The following is an 18,730-nucleotide window of genomic DNA, read 5'->3' on the forward strand; positions in this document are numbered from 1 at the left end:
TCTTGTCTGCCTTGCGTCGATAGAAGCGAAGCGAAGCGCTCGTAGCGCCCATGGCAAGCCAGGTCGTGCAGAGTTCTGTCGGACGCCGGAGGCCTGACCCGGAGCCATTAAAAAAAACGCCTCTCAGACCCGGATTCCATCGTTTTTCAGATCCGGAGCGCGTCCCTATAGTCCCCGCAAACCGATCCGGGATCGGTGTAGTCAACTCAGTCGTGCGGGAACCGGATATGAACAAGAACGAAGATGTCGAGCGCAGCAGCGGTGCCGGAGTCGGTACCCGGGTGGTCTGGAGCGGAGAGCAGGTCCAGCACCCCTACAACGCGACCCAGACCCCTATCGTGGTAAGCGCCGCCTATGGCTACCAGGACATCGACGCCTGGTACGACGTTGCCCTGGGCAAGCTTCCCGGCTACATCTACAGCCGCATGAGCAACCCGACCGTCGCCACGCTGGAAGCGAAGCTGTGCGAGCTGGAACAGTCGGAATCGGCGGTTGCCTTCAGCAGCGGGATGGCCGCCATCAGCGCGGTGCTGCATACCTTCCTGTCGAGCGGCAAGCGGGTGGTCTCGACCCGTGACAGCTACGGCGGCACCAACAAGATCTTCGAGGAGTTCCTGCCGCGCATGGGCGTGCAGGTGTGCCTGTGCGACACCCTGGATACCGAGGCCATCGAGCGCGAGATCGCCGCCGGCTGCGATCTGCTCTACCTGGAAACCCCCACCAATCCGACGCTCAAGGTGCTGGACATCCGCCGTCTGGTTGCGGCAGCGCGGAAGGTCGGCGCCCTGGTGGTGGCCGACAACACCTTCGCCACGCCGCTGAACCAGAACCCGCTGACGATGGGCGTCGATGTCGTGGTGCACAGCGCGACCAAGTTCCTCTCCGGGCATGGTGACGTACTGGGCGGCGTGGTCTGCGGCGCGGAGTCGCTGCTGGCGCAGGTTCGCCATTACCGGGAAATCAACGGGGCGGCATTGGACCCGTTTTCCGCCTACCTGATCATCCGCGGCATCAAGACCCTGGCCGTCCGGCTGCGCCAGCAGCAGGCCAGTGCGCGGGCGTTGGCCGAATACCTGTGCACCGAGCCCCTGGTGGAGGCGGTCAACTATCCCGGTTTGCCTCAGCATCCGAGCCACGCGATAGCCCGGTCGCAGATGCGCGGCTTCGGCGCCATCGTCAGTTTCGTGCTCAAGGGCGGCATGGACACCGTGGCGCGCCTGCTGCCGCGCCTGAAGTACGCCCACCGCGCCGGCAACCTGGGTGCCGTGGAAACCATCTACGGTCCGGCGCGCACCACCAGTCACGTCGAGAACACCCTGGAGGAGCGCCTGGCCCTGGGCATTTCCGAAGGACTGGTACGCATCTCCGTGGGCATCGAGGACACCGATGACTTGCTTGCGGACCTCGCACAAGCGTGCGCCGCGGTTCGCCGGGAACAGGCCAGGGACGGCGAACCGGAAGGGCACGGCGACGTGGTCAACCGGTCGATCGAGCTGCAGGTCTGAGACCTGCGGCGTGGCGCTCGCCGATCGCGGCGGGCGTCACTTCATGAAATCGAACAACAACAAGACGCAAGGCAACTCGATTCGCTCTGCCCAGACGAGGTCGTAGCAACGTCCTTGCCCGCCAACTTTCATGAGAGTCCAACCATGTCCGTGCAGACAACAACAAGCAAAAATGCTTCGGCGCATTCCTTCAAGCAGGATATGCAGACCCGCCACATCGTCATGCTGGCGCTGGGCGGCGTCATCGGTACCGGCCTGTTCCTGACCTCGGGCTACACCGTCAACCAGGCCGGCCCGCTGGGCGCGGTGATCGCCTACATCATCGGCGCGGTCATGGTCTACCTGGTCATGATGTGCCTGGGCGAACTGGCCGTGCAGATGCCGGAAGTCGGTTCGTTCAGCAGCTATGCGACCCGCTACCTGGGGCCGGGCACCGGCTACACGGTGGCCTGGATGTACTGGCTGACCTGGACGGTGGCCATCGGCTCGGAATTCACCGCCGCCGGCATGCTCATGGTGCGCTGGTTCCCGGATACGCCGGTGTGGATCTGGAGTGCGCTGTTCGGAGCCGCCGTATTCATCAGCAACATCGTATCGGTGCGGACCTTCGCCGAGACCGAGTTCTGGCTGTCGCTGGTCAAGGTGCTCGCGGTGATCGCCTTCCTGATCGTCGGCGGTGGTGCCATCCTCGGGGTCTTCGAGATCAAGCAGGCGCACAGCATCGGGCTGGGCAACTTCACCCGCGAGGGGCTGTTCCCGACGGGCTTCTGGTCGATCGCCATGACCCTGCTGGCGGTGTCCTTCGCCTTCTCCGGGACCGAGCTGATCGGTATCGCCGCCGGCGAGACCCGCGATCCGGAGAAGAACGTGCCCAAGGCCATCCGGACCACGGTGCTGCGCCTGGCGCTGTTCTTCATCGGCACCATCTTCGTGCTGGCGACCCTGCTGCCGCGTGAGCAGGCTGGCGTGGTGGAGAGCCCATTCGTGATGGTCTTCGAGATGATCGGCATTCCCTACGCCGCGGACATCATGAACTTCGTCATCATCACCGCGCTGCTGTCCGCCGCCAACTCCGGGCTTTACGCCGCCGCGCGCATGCTCTGGACGCTCAGCGACCAGGGCAACATGCCGCGCAGCTACGCGTCGCTGTCGCGCCGGGGCACGCCGTTCAACGCCATCGTCCTGAGCATGGCCGGCGGCATGGCGTCGCTGCTGAGCAGCGTCTTCGCGCCGGACACCATCTACCTCGCCCTGGTCTCGATTTCCGGACTGGCCGTGGTGGTGGTGTGGATGAGCATCGCCGCCAGCCAGATCGCCTTCCGACGTCACTATGTGGCCAACGGCGGCAAGGTCGAGGACCTGAAGTTCCGCGTGCGCGGCTATCCCTTCGTACCGCTGGCGGCGCTGTTCTGCTGCGCGCTGTCCTGCGTCGGCATCGCCTTCGACCCGGCCCAGCGGGTGGCCCTGTACTTCGGTTTGCCCTTCATCGCCTGGTGCTACTTCGTGTTCTGGCTGACCCGCAAGAGCCGGGAGCGTCGGCAGATGTCGCTGGACGTCGTGGCGAGTGGTTCCGAGGCCGCCTGAGCAGCGCGATACTAGGCCGCTTGAACAGTTGCCATGAGGATCCGCCGTTGAGCCAGAAAGCCTTGCCCCCCCTGAACTGGCTTCGAGCCTTCGAGGTGTCGGCGCGTTACCTGAACTTCACCCACGCGGCGGAGGAGCTGCACCTCACGCAGGGGGCCGTGAGCCAGCAGATTCGCCAGCTGGAGAGCCAGCTCGGGGTGGCGTTGTTCAAGCGCCTGCCCCGGGGGCTGGGGCTGACGGAAGAGGGCCAGTCCTACCTGCCGGTCGTGCAGGATGCCATCAGCCGGCTGGCGGTAGGCACCAACGAAATCTTCGGGCAACGCCAGCGGCGGCCCTTGAAGGTGCGGGGCAGTCTCTCGTTCCTGCACTTCTGGCTGGCGCCCCGGCTGGCCGAGTTCCGTCGCGCCCATCCGCAGGTCGATATCCGCTACATCAGTAACCTGTGGGTCAAGGAGCTCGATGCCGAGGACGATCTGGAGATTCGCTGGGGCAGCGGGCAATGGCCGGGTGTCGAGGCGCAGCGCCTGACCTGGGACCTGCTGGTCCCGGTCTGCTCGCCCGCGCTGATCGCCGACCGGCCCTTACGCGAGGCGCGCGACCTGGCGCACCTGCCGCTGCTGCATGTGCTGGGCTACGAGGAGGGCTGGGGCTACTGGCTGAAGCGGGCCGGCGCCGATGACTTGGATTACTCGAGCGGCCTGCAGTTCGACACCCTGGTCTCCACCCTGCGCATGGCGGAGTTGGGCTTGGGTGTTGCCCTGGCGCGCTCGTCACTGGTCGAGGATCTCCTGCGGGAAGGGCGCCTGGTGGCGCCCTTTGCCCAGCGCATCGAGGCCAGTGAGTCGTTTTACCTGGTGCGTGGCCTGGGGCGGGCGCTGTCCCCGGACGCCCAGGCCTTTTCCAACTGGCTGGTGACCCTGGTTCACCGCCAATCATGAGTAGTACCCACCTGGAGTGACGATGCAGTACACAACCACCCGTGGCGCCGAGACAAGCGTGGACTTTCGCAGGGCGCTGCTTTCCGGGCTCGCCGGGGACGGCGGGCTCTACGTGCCGTCGTCGCTGCCGTTGTTCAGCCCGCAGGAAATCGCCAGCTGGTCCTGGCTGCCGTTCGACGAACTGGCCTGGCGGGTGATCGCTCCCTTCGTCGGCGACACGCTCGACGAGCCGAGCCTGAGGGCACTGGTCAGCGACAGCTATCGGGGGTTTCGCCATCGAGCCATTGCGCCGCTGCAGCAGATCGGCCACAACGAGTGGGTCCTGCAGCTGTTCCACGGCCCGACCCGTTCCTCCAAGGACTTCGCCGCACAATTGCAGGCGCGGTTGATCCGGCACTTCCTGGGCCAGGAGTGCGAGCGGGCGGTACTGGTCGGCGCCAGCAATGGCGATACCGCCGTGGCGGCCATCGATGCCCTGGGGCACTGTCCCACGGCTCGCCTGCTGGCGCTCTATCCGCTGGCCGGGACGCCGGCGGACCGGTCGGAGGTCATGCGCAGGGCGGACTCCGACAGCGTGCGCAGCGTCGCCGTGGAGGGCAGTTTCGACGATTGCCAATCGCTGGTTTCGCGATTGCTGCGGGAATGGCCCTGTCCCGAGCTGATGCCGATCAGCTTCAATTCGACCAACTGGATCGGCGTGCTGGCGCAGATCGTCTTCTATTTCCATGCGGCCCTGCAGCTGGGCGGCGGCATCCGCCCGGTGGGCTTCAGCATTCCCGCGGCGAGTTTCGCCGAGATCTACGCCGGCTTCATCGCGCAGAAAATGGGGCTGCCGATCAACCAGATCATCATCTCCACCAACCGCAACGATGCCCTGCACCGGTTCATCCATTGCAATCGCTACAGCCGGGGTTCGGCCAGCCGCACCCTGTCGCCGGCCATGGACTTCTCGCTGTTCTCCAACCTCGAACGCTTCGTCTGGGAGCTGTATGAGCGCGACGGTGAAGCGACGCGGACGCTGATGGAACACTTCGACGACTGTGGCGAGCTGAGCATCGGTAACCGCCAGTGGTTGCAGGCGCGCATGCTGTTCGACTCCTATGCCGTGGACGATGCGCTGATCCGCGAAGAGATCATCACGCTGTTCCGCGAGACCGGCAGCGCGGTGGACCCGCATACCGCGACGGGCGCCTACGCCGGGCGGCTGCACCGGCGAAACATCGGCGCGCCCATCGTGACCCTGGGGCAGTTCGCGCCGGAGAAGTCGGCGGCGCTGCTGGCGGAGCTGGGGGCCTGGCATGGAACGGTGCCGTCGCCGGCTGGCGGCGAGGCCGGCGGACCTGTGCTGGCGCGCGATGACCTGGCGGGGCTGCACGAGGTGCTGATGCAGATGCGGGCCGGCCGATGAAACGCATACTCGACCCGCTGGACGAGCGCATCCTCGCCGAACTCACCGCCAACGCGCGCATCGCCCATGCGGAGCTCGGACTCAAGGTCAACCTGTCGCGCAACGCGGTGCGCCAGCGCATCGAGCGCCTGGAACGTGACGGCGCCATCCAGGGTTACACCCTGAGGGTGGGCGAGGGGCGGCGTCCCTCGTCGCTGATCAATGCGGTGATCTTCGTCTACCGATACGACCGCATGCGCGGCGAGGAGGTGCTGGCCGCGCTGCGGACGATCCCGGAGATCGTGCAGTGCGAAGTGCTCAGTGGCGAGTTCGACCTGATGCTCCGCGTCGAGGCCGCCAGTCCAGAACGCGTGCACCACGTCTGGCGGGAGATCGCGGCGATGCCGGGGGTCGAGAACACGGTGACCTCGTTCGTGCTGTCCACCGTGATCTGAACCGGCTGTCTCTCGCTGGAAAACCAACGCCGCCCGGACCTTCGTCCGGGCGGCGTTTTGCATTCTGCGTCCTGGCATCGCGTCGCTCCGGCGCTGGTCAGATTGCCCAATAAATACAGCGCATTGCCATATTCAACTGGCAGGGCGCGGCTCTTAGGCTGATCCCCATCGAACAACGCCTGAGAAGGAAGGCAAATAATGACCGAATACAAGATCGCCCTCGTTGGCTTTGGTGGTGTGAACCGCGCCCTGGCTCAACTGATCGCCGAGCGCAACGCACGTTGGCAGCAGGAGCTGGGTTTCAGCCTGAAGATCGTTGGTGTCACCGATCTCTTCCTGGGCTCGGTGATCGACCGCAATGGCCTGGATGCGGCCAGTCTCGCCGCGCTACCGGCCGTCAAGGGCGCCTTCGCGCAGATGCCGGAAGGCACTGCGCAAGCCTTCAACGAGTCGGTGATCAAGCAGTCCGGGGCCGACATCATCGCCGAAGCCACCTTCACCAATCCGAAGGATGGCGAGCCGGCGGCGACCTTCTGCCGCTGGGCCCTGGAGGCGGGCAAGCACGTGGTCACCACCAACAAGGGTCCGATCGCGCTGCACGGCGAGGAGCTCAAGCGCCTGGCCAAGGCCAATGGGGTGTCGTTCGAGTACGAAGGCTCGGTAATGAGCGGCACGCCGGTGCTGCGCCTGGCACGGCAGACCCTGGCGGGCTCCGGCGTCCAGGGTTTCGAAGGCATTCTCAACGGGACCTCGAACTACGTGCTGACGCGCATGGAAGAAGGGCTCGGTTTCGCCGAGGCCGTGGCCAAGGCGCAAGAGCTGGGCTACGCCGAGGCGGACCCGACGGCCGACGTGGAAGGGCATGACGTGCGCCTGAAGGTGGTGATCCTCGCCAACGAGTTGCTCGGCGCGCACCTGCAGGTCAGTGATGTCGCCTGCAGCGGCATCAGCGGCATCAGCAGCAGCGATATCGAGAAGATCCGCGAGTCGGGGGCACGCTGGAAGCTGATCGGCTCCGCCCGCCGCGAAGCCGATGGCGCGGTGAGTGCCAGCGTGGAGGCCCGCCTGCTGCCGAGCTGGCATCCCCTGGTGGGCATTTCCGGCGCCACCAACGCCGTAGCCTTCGACACCGAGCTGCTGGGCGCAGTAACGGTCTCCGGCCCCGGTGCCGGCCGTGTCGAGACGGCGTTCGCCCTGCTGTCGGACATCGTCGCCATCCACGCGTCCGGCCGCCAGGCCTGAGGAGTGAAGTGCATGAGCCTGACTTCCGTATCCCTTGTTCCCGAGACGACTCAGATCGACGTGTTCAGCCCCTTCGACGGCACGCTGGTCGGCAGCGTTCCGAACCTGGGTGCCCAGGACGTCCCCCGACTGCTCACGCTCGCTCGCCAGGGCGTGCGTGACAGCGCCGCGCAGCCCCGGCATCGCCGCGCGAGCATCCTCGAACGGGCCGCCCAACTGATCGAGCGAGACGCTGCGGATTTCTCCGGCCTGATCGTCGATGAAGCCGGCAAGACGCTGCGCCAGGCGGAAAAGGAGGTGAAGCGCTGCATCAACACGCTGAAGCTCTCCGCGGAAGAAGCCCGCCGCAACGCCGGCGAGGTGGTACCCTTCGATGCCTACGAAGGCTCGGAATCGCGCCAGGGCTGGTTCACCCGAGAACCCCTGGGACTGATCCTTGCCATCACCCCGTACAACGACCCGTTGAACCTGGTGGCTCACAAGCTGGGGCCGGCGATTGCCGGTGGCAACGCGGTGATCCTCAAGCCGTCGGAGCTGGCGCCGCTGTCTGCGCTCAAGCTGGTGCAGTACCTGGTCGAGGCCGGTCTGCCCGAGTCCGTGGTGACGGTGGCAACCGGCGGCGTGGAGCTGGGCAAGGCCCTGGTCGCCGTGCGCGAGGTCCGCATGATTTCCTTTACCGGCGGCTTCGCCACGGGCGAGCAGATCGCCCGCAATGCCGGCCTTAAGAAACTCGCCATGGACCTGGGCGGCAACGCGCCGGTGCTGGTGCTGGAGGATTGCGACCTCGAGGCCACCGTGGAGTCCTGCGTTTCCGGCGCCTTCTGGGCCGCCGGGCAGAACTGCATCGGGACCCAGCGGATCCTGGTCGATGCGTCGATCTATGCGGCCTTCCGCGAGCGCTTCGTCGAACTGACCCGCGCGATGGTGCTGGGTGATCCGGGCCGGCGCGAGACCGATATGGGGCCGATGATCACCGAAGCCTCCGCTCGCCGGGCCGAGCATCTGGTGAACCAGGCGCTGGGCGAGGGTGCCCGCCTGCTCTGCGGCCACCAGCGCCAGGGAGCCGCCTATGCCCCCACGGTGCTGGAAGGTGTCGACCACGGTAGTCAGCTGTGGCGCGAGGAAGTGTTCGCGCCGGTGGTGATGCTGGCGCCGTTCGAGGATCTGGAACAGGCGATTTCCCTCGCCAACGCGCCGGAGTACAGCCTGCACGCAGGGCTGTTCACCCGTGATCTGTCGAAGGCGCTCAGCCTGTCGCGGCGCATCGAGGCCGGCGGGGTGATGGTCAACGACTCGTCGGACTATCGCTTCGACGCCATGCCCTTCGGCGGCTCCAAATACGGCAGCCTGGGGCGCGAGGGCGTGCGCTTCGCCTACGAGGACATGACCCAGCCCAAGGTGGTGTGCATCAACCAGCTGGGTTGAGGTTTCGGGAGACGACCCTTCACGGCCGTCATTTTCACCGGGTGGGTCGCTCGCCGCGCCGCCCGGTGCTTTTTTCCGCTACTTGATGGATAAGGGAGTCGTCGATGATCACGCGTTATGCGTCGGGCAACAGGATGTCCATGGCGGTCAGCTACGGCGCCATGTTCGAGACTGCCGGGGTGGCGGCGGACGATACGCGCGAGGATGTCCAGGGGCAGCTGCGGCAGGTACTGGCGACTATTGACGCGCTGATGGCCGAGGCCGGCATCGGCAAGGAGCGACTGACCCGCGTACAGATCTGGATCGCGGATTACAGCCACTTCGATCGGGTCAACGAGATTTACGACGCCTGGCTGCAGGGCTATCCGAAACCGGTTCGCGCCTGCGTTGGCGCCGACCTGGGGGAGGGGTACCTGGTCGAGGTGCAGGTATTTGCGGTTCGTGGCGGGCCGATTGCGAAGCGGGGATAATGCCGCCACCCATCGGGTGGGTTGATCACCCAGCACCCGCAGCCGTCCGGATACGGCTGCCAGCACTCCAGGAAGGAACGCTCATATGTCATACCGACTTGCCATTTTCGACTTCGACGGCACGCTCGCGGATTCCTTTCCTTTCTTTGTCGCGGTGTTCAACCAGGTCGCTGACAAGCACGCGTTCGGCCGGATTCACCCGGAAGAGTTGGACGCTTTGCGCAAGCAAGGGGCCCGGGAGATCATGTCCCATATCGGAATGCCGCGCTGGAAGCTGCCTCTGGTGGCGCGAACCTTCATGGGCCTGATGAAGGCGCATCGAAGCTCGATCCGGCTTTTCGAAGACATCGCCGATACCCTGAGCCATCTGGATGAGAAGGGCGTGATTCTCGCGGTGGTGTCCTCCAACTCCAGAGAGAATGTCACGCAGATTCTGGGCTCCAGTGGTCGGCATATACGGGCCCTCGAGTGCGGGGTTTCCATTTTCGGCAAGGCATCGCGCCTGCGCCGGGTCATGCGGAAGTTTGGTGTGGCGCGAGAGGAGGTCATCTACATAGGTGACCAACCGACGGATGGGGAAGCGGCATCAACGGCCGGTATCGCGTTTGGCGCGGTTGCGTGGGGATATGGGACCTATGAAGCATTCCGCACGCTTCAATCCCATGAGTGGTTCGCCGACGTGAGCGAATTGCGGCGGTTGGCGGGCAGTCATGAAGGCCTGGAGTCAGCCCCACGCTGATACCCAATGCATTGTGCTGCCGTGCAGTCGCGGGGCGATTGGGGAGCCTGGTCGTCTGGTAGGCGATTACACTGGCCGTCCCCATCCCCTGCAGGGTGCAGCAATGGTTCCCCAATCAAGCGTGCGGCTCGCCCAGGGCGACGACCTCGATGCTCTATTTGAACTGGATGCGATCGCCCGGCGCGAAGCGGGGCGACGGACATACATTGCACGCGCGGTCGCCAGTGGCCAATGCTGGGTAGCAGCGGATGCAAGCGACGCCACAGTACTGATGGGGTACGGCGTGCTGAACGACTCCTTCTTTGAGCAGCCCTTCATTCCGCTCGTCGTAGTGAGGGATTCGGCGCGGCGTCATGGTGTCGGCTCCGCCATTCTCCGCGTACTGGAGTCGCAGTGCAGGGGGCCGAAACTGTTCACCTCGACGAACCGCTCGAATGAGCCGATGCAGGGACTGCTTGGGAAGCTCGGCTTTATCAGGAGCGGCCAGATAGAGAATCTGGACGAGGGCGATCCTGAACTTGTTTTTGTGAAGTTCCGATCCTGAATCCGAGACGGGACTGAAGACGACTGGCGTTGGTCGCGCTGTTGCCGCTCGTCGCTTGAATGCTGGCTCAACGCCAGTTCCTACATTCCTGTCTAGACTGCGATGCAGGGCCTTATCGAGCCCCGCCTTAGCCGCCATCCCTCATCCCCAGAGGCGCGGCCGCCAGGGAAAGGACAGGAGACTACATGGACGGACGTCAATTCCCACAATCCCGCCAATACCTGCTGCCATTGCTGGTAACCCTCGCCCTGATGCTCGTTTTCGGGGGGCTGGTGCTCTGGCAGTGGCTGGATCTGGAAGCGCGCAACCGTACCGAGTACGAGCAGCGCTTCAAGCTCGAGGCCGAGGAAATCGCCCATCGCGTCAGCAACCGGATGCGCTCCTACGAGATGGTTCTGCGCGGTATGTCCGGCCTGATCGTCGGCACTAACGCGGTGTCGGCCGAGGACTGGGCGCGGGCTACTGACCAGTTGCAGTTGCAGGACCGCTATCCGGGCATCCAGGCGCTGGCGTGGGCGCGCTACCTGAAGCGCGAAGAAGCCAACGAGTTCGTCAGCGAGATCTGGGAGCAGGGCCGCCGCGATTTCCGCATCATCCCTCCGGAGCCGCGGGACGAGTACATCGTGGTGCAGTACAGCAGCCCCATGGACTGGCGCAACCGCCGCACCCTGGGTTTCGACATGCTGACCGAGCCGGTGCGCCGTGCGGCTCTCGACCTCGCCCGGGAAAGCGGCGAGGTGAGTCTCACCGGGCCGCTGAAACTCAGGCAGGAAACCGAGCAGCAGGCGCAGAGCGGTGTGATCCTCTATATGCCGGTGTACCGCCCGGACGCGCCCAGCACCTCGGTCGACGAGCGCCGCGCCGCGCTGCTTGGCATGGTCTGCGGTGCCTTTCGGATCAACGACCTGATGGCCGGCATCCTGGGGGCCCAGAGCAGCCTCTACAGCATCGATCTCAGGGATGTCGGCAGTTCCGAGTCCATGCTGCAGGTGTCCGACAAAGGCCACCAGCCACGCTTCCACCAGGTCGAGGAGCTGAAGCTGTTCGGTCGCACCTGGGCCCTGGGAGTGGGCAGCACGGCCGAGTACGAGGCCATGCTGAGCAACAATCGCATCACCTTCAGCCTCTGGACCGGCCTGTCTGCCGCGCTCTTGCTGGCTCTGTTGGTCGGGGGCTACCTCTACCAGCGAGAGCGGAGTCTGCAGCTCAGCCTGTCAGCGACCGCCGAACTGACCGAGCGCGAGGAGCGTTTCCGCCTGCTGCTGCAGCATCTGCCGGTGGCCACCCTGACCTGCGGGGAGAATGGCCGCATCGAGATGGCCAATGCCCGCGCCGGAGAACTGTTCGCCTGTGCGGCGGAGAGCCTGGTGGGGCAGAACCTGCGCCGGTTCGTGCCGAGTCTGGTGGACCTGCCGCAACAATTGGCCAGGCAGGCGCCCACCGACCTGACGGAGATCGAGGCCTTGCAGGAGGATGGTGAGCGGGTTGCCGTGGCGTTCAGCCTGAGCACCTTCAACCACGGCAATGACCAGCGCTACCTGCTCAGCCTTGTGGACCTGCAGGCGCGCAAGAGCGCCGAGGAGCGTTTCCGCCTGGTGGTCGAAGCCTCGCCCAACGCCATCGTCCTGGTGGATACCCGTGGTCGGATCGCCATGGTCAATCGCCAGACCGAACAACTGTTTGGCCATAGCCGTCACGACCTGCTCGAATCGTCCGTGGAAATGCTCCTTCCCGAGGCCCTGCGCGAGGCCCATGTGGCATTGCGCGAAAGCTTCCAGCGCAAGCCCGAGCAGCGGCGCATGGGCAACAACCGGGAGCTGTTCGGCCAGCATCGGGACGGCCGCATGATCCCCCTGGAGGTGGGCCTGTCGCCGATCCGCGCCGGCCGCGAACTGCTGGTGCAGGCCGTGATCATCGACATCAGCGAGCGCAAGGCCGCCGAGCAGCGACTGCGTGACCAGGCCGAGCAACTGATGCTCGCCAACCGCTACAAGTCGGAGTTCCTCGCCAACATGTCCCATGAGTTGCGCACGCCACTGAACAGCATCCTGATCCTCAGCGATCAGCTGCGGCAGAACATGGCCGGCAACCTCACCGAGAAGCAGACCCGTCACGCCGATATCGTCCACCGCGCCGGCAGTGACCTGCTGCAATTGATCAACGACGTGCTCGACCTGGCCAAGGTCGAGGCAGGGCGCATGCAGCTCAAGCTGGAGCCACTCAATGTGCAGGACATGCTTGCCGAACTGGACGGCAGCCTGCGGCCCATGGCCGAGGTCAAGGGCCTGCGCCTGTCCACCCATGTCCAGGCCGGCGTGCCAAGGGTTATCCATAGCGACCGGGTGCGCATGCACCAGATCCTGCGCAACCTGCTGTCCAACGCCCTCAAGTTCACCGAGCAGGGCGAGGTGGAGCTGTCCGTGGAGCTGGACCCCACGGCGGCGATCGATGAACGCGAAGTGCTGTGCTTCGTCGTCCGTGATACGGGGGTCGGTATCCCCGAGGACCAGCACGAACGCATCTTCCAGGCCTTCCAGCAGATCGACGGTTCCACCAGCCGGCGCTTCGGCGGCACCGGCCTGGGCCTGGCCATCACCCGCCAGCTGGTGCTTGCCCTGGACGGCACCATCACCCTGGAAAGCGTGCCGGGGCAGGGGTCGCGCTTCAGCGTCCGGCTGCCGGTGGCGGTGAGCGCGACCCAGCCGAAGGCCGATGCCCCCCCCGCACAACCGGTGCGTGGCGGCCAGGGGCCGGCGGTGCTGATCGTCGAAGACGACGTCAACTTCGCCTCGGTGATAGCCGAGGAAGCCCAGACCCGTGGCTTCTCCAGCGTCCACTGCCGCAGCGGCAAGCAGGCTATCGAGTTGCTGCAGAACGAGCGCTTCGCTGCCGTCATCCTCGACATCCTGTTGCCGGACGTCAGTGGCTGGCAGATCTACCGGCGTTTGCGCAGCCATTCGAACCACCGCGCGACCCCGGTCAATATCATTTCCTGCGTGCCCCAGCCCCAGGACTGGCACGAGGACGCTACCCGCTACCTGGTCAAACCCATCGCTCGCGAGGACCTGGAGCAGGTGTTCCAGGACCTGGAAGGCGGCCGCTCGTCGGCGGAGCGCAAGCTGTTGCTGGTGGAGGACGTGGACGTGGAGCGTGAGCACTATCGCGAGCACCTGGAGCAACTGGGCTTCAAGGTGGTGGCCAGTGCCAATGGCGAGGGTGCCCGCAAGGCCTACGCGGAGGGCAATTTCTCCGCCCTGGTGATTGACCTCGACCTGCCTGACCAGGATGGTTTCGAACTGCTCGACAGCCTTCACCGCGAACGCCCGCTGGATGGTTCGCGGGTGGTCATCAACACCGGTGTCGACGTCAATCAGCAGAACCTGCAACGCTTGCGCCGCTATTCGGCGGTGGTGGTGCCCAAGGCGGGCGGGGACCTCAAAAACCTCAGTTCGGCTGTCCAGGGATTCCTCGCCGGCCTGCATGAACCGCAGACCAGCCCATGGTCGGACCCGCTGGAAGGGAGCCGCGTGCTGCTGGTGGACGATGATGTGCGCAACATTTACGCCCTCAGCGCCCTGCTGGATGAAACCGGCTTGACGGTCACCGCCGCCCGCGACGGCCTGGAGGCCATCGACTGCTTCCAGCGCGAACCCTTCGACCTGATCCTGATGGACATGGCCATGCCCAACATGGACGGCTACACCGCCATCCGCGTGCTCAAGCAGGAGCACGGCTGCAGCATCCCGATCATCGCCCTGACCGCCCATGCGATGAAGGGCGACCGGGAGAAATGCATCACCGCCGGCGCCGACGATTACCTGGCCAAGCCGGTGAGTCGCCAGGAATTGCTGGACATGCTTTACCGCTGGCTGGAACAACCGGGAGCACGCCATGGCGCACCTGCAGCTTAAGGAGGTCCCCGCGGCCAACACCCTGCTGGTGGTGGACGACCGCCAGGAAAACCTCACCGCCATGGAAGCGTTGCTGGAGGGCGGTGAATGGCAGGTACTCACCGTGGATTCCGGCGAGGCGGCGCTGAAATGCCTGCTGGAGGAGGAGGTCGGCCTGGTGCTGCTGGATGTGCAGATGCCGCGCATGGACGGTTTCGAGGTGGCGCGGCTGATGCGCAGCAGTCCGTTGACCCGCTATACGCCGATCATCTTCATTTCCGCCATCGCCCACACCCATGAGGCCGTGCTGCACGGTTATTCGTCCGGGGCGGTGGATTTCATCCTCAAGCCCTTCGACCCCGAGGTGCTGCGCCTCAAGATCCAGTCCCTGCTGGCCCATGAACGCAACCGGCGCGACCTGCTGCAGCTCAGCCAGCAACTGGACAGCGCCCGCGCCTTCAACGCCTCGGTGCTGGAGAACGCCGCCGAAGGCATCCTGGTGGTCGGCGAGGATGGGCTCATCAGCTTTGCCAACCCGGCCTCGGCGCAAATGTTCCAGGGCTCGGTGGGGGATCTGGAGGGCAAGCCGCTGCTGAACCTGATCGCTCACCCGGAGATGAGCGGCGAGTGGAAGCTGTCGGATTTCTACCGCCACTGGAAGCGGAACGAAACCTACCGCCTGCACGACGCCAGTCTCAAGACCATGAGCGGCGAGCGCTTGCCGGTGGCGCTGTCGGCGTCGCCCCTGCCACGGCTGCAACGCTCCATGGTGGTCATCGCCCTGGATATGTCGGTGGTGCACCACCTCCACGCGCAACTGGAATCCCAGGCCATCACCGATGCCCTTACCGGGCTGCTCAACCGCCGCGGCTTCCACAAGGCGCTGGAAGCCTCCCTGGCTCGCGTCGAGCGCAACGGCAAGCGCATGGCTGTGCTCTACCTGGATCTGGACGGTTTCAAGCTGATCAACGATTCCCTCGGCCACGAGGCCGGCGACCGTGTACTGCGACGGGTAGGGGAACAGCTGAAGAACTGCCTGCGCCCCTACGACATCCTGGCGCGCATGGGGGGCGACGAGTTCACTGCGCTGCTCGACAGCCTCGACCACCCCGAAGACGCCGCGCGGGTGGCGGAGAAACTGATCGAGATGGTTTCGGTGCGTCATCGCATCGAAGGCATCGACGTCACCATTGGCGCCAGCGTCGGCATCGCCAGCTTCCCCGAGTGCGGACAGACTGTGGACGGCCTGTTGCGCGCGGCGGATATCGCCATGTACGAGGCCAAGCGCGCCGGCCGCCAGCAGTACCGCTTCTACTCGCCGGAAATGAATGGCCGAGCCCGCTCCCGATTGATGCTGGAAGAGAGCCTGCGCAATGCCATCGAGCAAAACGACTTTCATCTGGTCTACCAGCCTCAGATCCACCTCGAGACTGGCCGCCTGCGCGGCTTCGAGGCGCTGCTGCGCTGGGAGCACCGGGTGGCCGGCACGGTGGCGCCCAATGTGTTCATTCCGCTGCTGGAGGAAACCCGCCTGATCAACCGCCTGGGCGACTGGGTGCTGCGGGAAGGGGCCAGCCAGTGCAGTGCCTGGAGGCAGAGCTTCGGCGACGACCTGGTGGTCAGCCTCAACGTCTGCCCGCTGCAGTTCGGCATGCCGCAACTGGTGGACGACCTGCGGCGGGTGCTGGACAACTTCAGCCTGCGGCCCGCGCAACTGGAAGTGGAGGTCACCGAAAGCGCGCTGATGCAGGATCTGGAACTGACCCGCGAACAGCTCCGGCAACTGCGCGCCCTGGGCGTGCGCATCGCCATCGACGACTTCGGCACCGGCTATTCGTCCCTGGCCTACCTGCGCCATTTCGAGCTGGATACCCTGAAGATCGACCGCCTGTTCATCTCCAACATGCTGGAATCGCGGCGCGATGCCGCGGTGGTCAGCACCATCATCGACCTCAGCCGCCATCTGGGCCTGGAAGTCATCGCCGAAGGTGTGGAAACCGCAGCCCAGCGCGACTGGCTGCTCGAGCATGGCTGCACCTATATGCAGGGTTTCCTGGTGGCGCCGGGGCTGCCCGTGGCCGAGGCCGGGGCCTTTCCTCGTGTAGTGGACTGGCGCGCTTTGCAAGAAGCGGCCCTCGCTCCCAGCCGCTCTCCCTGAAGGGGCGAGCGGCTTTCACTTCAACCCTGTCCGAAGCTGTCGCCTCGGACAGGCATTCATCGCAAATACGCGTCTTACCGTCGGGGACGGGCCCGGTGCACGCATCCAGCTCTGGTAGGTCCCGTCAGATCCCCGGCATTGGCACGAACCCGGGCAACTGCTGGATCCTGTCGATCCAGCGCCGGAGGTGGGGGTAGGGCGCCAGGTCGATACCACCTTCGGGCGCCAGCGCAACATAGGGGAACACTGCGCAATCGGCGATGGTCGGGCGGGAAAGTGCCAGCCAGTCGTGCTTCGCCAGGTGCGCGTCCAGCAGTGGCAGGATGCGGGCGGCCCGGGCGAGGGTGTCGGCCTTGTCGATGCCGTAGCCGAACTTGTCCACGAGCCGTGCGGCGCAGGGACCGTTCTGGATCTCGTTGGCCGCGGTCGAAAGCCATTGCATGATTTCCGCTTGCAGGTGGGGCTCCACCGGCCACCAGGCAGCACCCCCGTAGGTGCCGGCCAGGTACACCAGGATTGCCTGTGAATCGCGTAGAACCCGCTGCCCATCCACCAGGATAGGCAGCTCGCCCCAGGGGTTGAGGTCGATCAGCGGCGCTCGCTTGTGCTCGCCGCCGAGAAAGTCCACGGGGATGATTTCCAGGTCCAGGTTTGCCAAGTGGGCGAACAGGCGGACCTTGTAGCAGTTGCCGGACAGTTCCAGGTCATAGAGCTTCATGGCGTTTCCTTGTTATTGGCCAATAGCTGGTTGAATTCCAGGACGTTGCCGTCGGGGTCGCGGATGAACAGCGCAATGCGACGTGGCCCGATCCGGTGCGGCCCTTCGGTGATGGCGATGCCGCGTTGCAACAGCCAGCCCTGCAGTGCTTCCAGGTCTTCCACGATGAAGGCCGGATGGGTGATGCCGGGCAGCTTGATGGGTGCATCCAGCAGCACATTGTGGGCATGACGCTGGCGGGCACCGTTGAAGATCAGGTTGATGCGCACGCCGCTGAGGGCAAGCATCTCATTCGCTTCGTAGTCGCTGAACCGCATGCTTTCGACGAACCCCAGCGCCTCGTAGAACGCAAGGGCTCGGCTGCGGTCGCTGACGCGGATGCCGATGTGATCATAGGCTACGATGGGCGACGGGTTGTGCATGCTGGCTGAGGCGTCGGCATTCATGGCGGGAAACCACACAGTCTCTGGATGCGCCCAGTGTGTCCTTTGGCCGCTGTTTCACCAATGCCTGTAAGCTGACAACACTATTGCACTTGCTGCACAGACGAGGCCCGAAATTGGACCGATTGAAAGCTATGGCAACCCTGGTGCGGATTGTCGACAGCGGTAGCCTCAGTGCTGCGGCGACTGCCACCGGACAGTCCACCGCATCGGTGGTCCGGACCCTCGCAGCGCTGGAAAAACACCTTGGCACGCGGCTGCTCAATCGCAATACCCGGCGCCTGGCGTTGACCGACGAAGGCGCTGAATTCCTTGCCTGGAGCCGACGGATACTGGCTGAGTTCGATGAGGTCGAGCACGGCTTCGACGCCCGGCGTAAAAGCCCGGGTGGCCTGCTGCGCATCACTGCACCGGTGGAGTTTGGGCGCCGGTACGTCGCGCCACTGGTCAACGAGTTCCTGGCTTTGCATCCGACCATCCAGGTCGAGCTGATCCTGCTCGATCGCCTGGTCGACCTGCTGGAGGAGGGCATAGAGCTGGCGGTTCGCATCGGGCAGTTGCCGGACTCTTCACTGGTGACGACGCCGTTGGGACATACCCGCCTGGTACATTGCGCAAGTCCGGAATACCTGCATGCCAACGGCACACCACAGGAGCCTTCGGACCTGCTGGATCATGCCTGCGTTGCCTTTGCACCCCAGGGCAAGCAATGGCAATTCCTGGAACAGGGCAATGTCGTGCCCCGGGCTGTTCCGGCGCGCATGACCACCAACCAGATCCAGGTCGCCAGCTTGGCCTGCCAGCAAGGTGTCGGTATCAGCCGGTTGCTGCATTACCAGGTCGCCGACGAGTTGGCCGATGGCCGGCTGGTGCGGGTGCTGCCGGCGTTCGAGCTACCTGACATACCCATCCAGATGGTGTATCCGCACGCCCGGTTGTTGTCGGCGCGGGTGCGGCAGTTCATTGACTGGGCCTCGCCACGGTTGGGGGCTGTGATTCCCGATCCGGCATGAGTTGGGGGATCGCGTCTGCCAGGAGACGCGTGATGTCCCTTCTGATCGGTTGCCTCGAGCGGTTGAGTCCACAACCCATTGCGGGCATTTGGGTGATCTTCGGTTAGGCCGTTCGCCCTGAAATAATCGACGCAGATCCGGTTCCTCGACTGCCAGGCGCTGAACCTGTCCGACCTCGCATTCCCGAACTTTTTAGATTTGTCTGATGTCGCCCTGGCC

At 65.0% G+C, this 18,730-nt stretch carries 15 protein-coding genes; 13 read left to right on the forward strand and 2 right to left on the reverse strand.

The window, feature by feature from the left end; genetic code table 11:
• Positions 1 to 227 precede the first annotated feature (227 nt).
• The 12 genes from ACAW63_RS17070 (at position 228) to ACAW63_RS17125 (ending at position 16,337) form a co-directional block, all read left to right on the forward strand.
• Positions 228 to 1,505, forward strand: coding sequence for a cystathionine gamma-synthase family protein (locus ACAW63_RS17070; RefSeq protein ID WP_371227075.1), 1,278 nt, complete (start codon positions 228 to 230; stop codon positions 1,503 to 1,505).
• A 144-nt stretch (positions 1,506 to 1,649) separates the two neighbouring features.
• On the forward strand, positions 1,650 to 3,089 hold the full coding sequence (locus ACAW63_RS17075) for an amino acid permease (protein ID WP_371227077.1): 1,440 nt from the start codon (positions 1,650 to 1,652) through the stop codon (positions 3,087 to 3,089).
• Positions 3,090 to 3,136: 47 nt separating this feature from the next.
• A complete protein-coding gene (locus tag ACAW63_RS17080) occupies positions 3,137 to 4,027 on the forward strand; it encodes a LysR substrate-binding domain-containing protein (protein WP_371227079.1) in 891 nt (296 codons plus the stop codon).
• A gap of 22 nt (positions 4,028 to 4,049) precedes the next feature.
• Entirely contained in the window at positions 4,050 to 5,435 is a 1,386-nt protein-coding gene (locus ACAW63_RS17085; RefSeq protein WP_371227081.1) for a threonine synthase, read from the forward strand.
• Complete coding sequence (locus tag ACAW63_RS17090) at positions 5,432 to 5,869, forward strand: Lrp/AsnC family transcriptional regulator (RefSeq protein WP_207886659.1); 438 nt, start codon at positions 5,432 to 5,434, stop codon at positions 5,867 to 5,869. The genes ACAW63_RS17085 and ACAW63_RS17090 overlap by 4 nt, the downstream gene beginning before the upstream one ends.
• 198 nt (positions 5,870 to 6,067) lie before the next feature.
• Positions 6,068 to 7,111, forward strand: coding sequence for a homoserine dehydrogenase (locus ACAW63_RS17095; RefSeq protein WP_371227083.1), 1,044 nt, complete (start codon positions 6,068 to 6,070; stop codon positions 7,109 to 7,111).
• Between the two features lie 12 nt (positions 7,112 to 7,123).
• Positions 7,124 to 8,536 carry an aldehyde dehydrogenase family protein gene (locus ACAW63_RS17100; RefSeq protein ID WP_371227085.1) on the forward strand — a complete coding sequence of 471 codons (1,413 nt, stop codon included), beginning with the start codon at positions 7,124 to 7,126 and terminating at the stop codon, positions 8,534 to 8,536.
• 104 nt (positions 8,537 to 8,640) lie between these two features.
• Complete coding sequence (locus ACAW63_RS17105) at positions 8,641 to 9,006, forward strand: RidA family protein (protein ID WP_371227087.1); 366 nt, start codon at positions 8,641 to 8,643, stop codon at positions 9,004 to 9,006.
• 85 nt (positions 9,007 to 9,091) lie between these two features.
• Entirely contained in the window at positions 9,092 to 9,745 is a 654-nt protein-coding gene (locus tag ACAW63_RS17110; RefSeq protein ID WP_371227089.1) for an HAD hydrolase-like protein, read from the forward strand.
• Between the two features lie 103 nt (positions 9,746 to 9,848).
• A complete protein-coding gene (locus tag ACAW63_RS17115) occupies positions 9,849 to 10,289 on the forward strand; it encodes an N-acetyltransferase family protein (protein WP_371227090.1) in 441 nt (146 codons plus the stop codon).
• Between the two features lie 185 nt (positions 10,290 to 10,474).
• The gene (locus ACAW63_RS17120) at positions 10,475 to 14,200 is read left to right on the forward strand and encodes a response regulator (RefSeq protein WP_371227092.1); all 3,726 of its coding nucleotides are present in this window, start codon (positions 10,475 to 10,477) and stop codon (positions 14,198 to 14,200) included.
• On the forward strand, positions 14,181 to 16,337 hold the full coding sequence (locus tag ACAW63_RS17125; RefSeq protein ID WP_371227094.1) for a putative bifunctional diguanylate cyclase/phosphodiesterase: 2,157 nt from the start codon (positions 14,181 to 14,183) through the stop codon (positions 16,335 to 16,337). Before ACAW63_RS17120 ends, ACAW63_RS17125 begins: the two co-directional genes overlap by 20 nt.
• Positions 16,338 to 16,461: 124 nt before the next feature.
• On the opposite strand, the gene ACAW63_RS17130 is transcribed toward ACAW63_RS17125, so the two are convergent.
• Complete coding sequence (locus tag ACAW63_RS17130) at positions 16,462 to 17,055, reverse strand: glutathione S-transferase family protein (RefSeq protein ID WP_371227096.1); 594 nt, start codon at positions 17,053 to 17,055, stop codon at positions 16,462 to 16,464.
• Entirely contained in the window at positions 17,052 to 17,501 is a 450-nt protein-coding gene (locus tag ACAW63_RS17135) for a VOC family protein (RefSeq protein WP_371227098.1), read from the reverse strand. The genes ACAW63_RS17130 and ACAW63_RS17135 overlap by 4 nt, the downstream gene beginning before the upstream one ends.
• A gap of 113 nt (positions 17,502 to 17,614) precedes the next feature.
• Here ACAW63_RS17135 and ACAW63_RS17140 point away from each other — a divergent pair, with 113 nt between their 5' ends.
• Positions 17,615 to 18,511 (forward strand): LysR family transcriptional regulator, encoded by an 897-nt coding sequence (locus ACAW63_RS17140; protein ID WP_371227100.1) that lies wholly within the window; start codon positions 17,615 to 17,617, stop codon positions 18,509 to 18,511.
• Positions 18,512 to 18,730 lie beyond the last annotated feature (219 nt).

Source organism: Pseudomonas sp. QE6 (genome assembly GCF_041379005.1).
Taxonomy (GTDB): Bacteria; Pseudomonadota; Gammaproteobacteria; order Pseudomonadales; family Pseudomonadaceae; genus Pseudomonas.

Excerpts from the sequence above, each read along its gene's own strand:
- ACAW63_RS17135 (WP_371227098.1), bottom strand. The coding sequence starts at position 17,501 with ATGAATGCCGACGCCTCAGCCAGCATGCACAACCCGTCGCCCATCGTA.
- ACAW63_RS17120 (WP_371227092.1), top strand. The coding sequence starts at position 10,475 with ATGGACGGACGTCAATTCCCACAATCCCGCCAATACCTGCTGCCATTG.
- ACAW63_RS17105 (WP_371227087.1), top strand. The coding sequence starts at position 8,641 with ATGATCACGCGTTATGCGTCGGGCAACAGGATGTCCATGGCGGTCAGC.
- ACAW63_RS17100 (WP_371227085.1), top strand. The coding sequence starts at position 7,124 with ATGAGCCTGACTTCCGTATCCCTTGTTCCCGAGACGACTCAGATCGAC.
- ACAW63_RS17125 (WP_371227094.1), top strand. The coding sequence starts at position 14,181 with ATGGCGCACCTGCAGCTTAAGGAGGTCCCCGCGGCCAACACCCTGCTG.
- ACAW63_RS17110 (WP_371227089.1), top strand. The coding sequence starts at position 9,092 with ATGTCATACCGACTTGCCATTTTCGACTTCGACGGCACGCTCGCGGAT.
- ACAW63_RS17085 (WP_371227081.1), top strand. The coding sequence starts at position 4,050 with ATGCAGTACACAACCACCCGTGGCGCCGAGACAAGCGTGGACTTTCGC.
- ACAW63_RS17130 (WP_371227096.1), bottom strand. The coding sequence starts at position 17,055 with ATGAAGCTCTATGACCTGGAACTGTCCGGCAACTGCTACAAGGTCCGC.
- ACAW63_RS17095 (WP_371227083.1), top strand. The coding sequence starts at position 6,068 with ATGACCGAATACAAGATCGCCCTCGTTGGCTTTGGTGGTGTGAACCGC.
- ACAW63_RS17115 (WP_371227090.1), top strand. The coding sequence starts at position 9,849 with ATGGTTCCCCAATCAAGCGTGCGGCTCGCCCAGGGCGACGACCTCGAT.
- ACAW63_RS17075 (WP_371227077.1), top strand. The coding sequence starts at position 1,650 with ATGTCCGTGCAGACAACAACAAGCAAAAATGCTTCGGCGCATTCCTTC.
- ACAW63_RS17070 (WP_371227075.1), top strand. The coding sequence starts at position 228 with ATGAACAAGAACGAAGATGTCGAGCGCAGCAGCGGTGCCGGAGTCGGT.
- ACAW63_RS17090 (WP_207886659.1), top strand. The coding sequence starts at position 5,432 with ATGAAACGCATACTCGACCCGCTGGACGAGCGCATCCTCGCCGAACTC.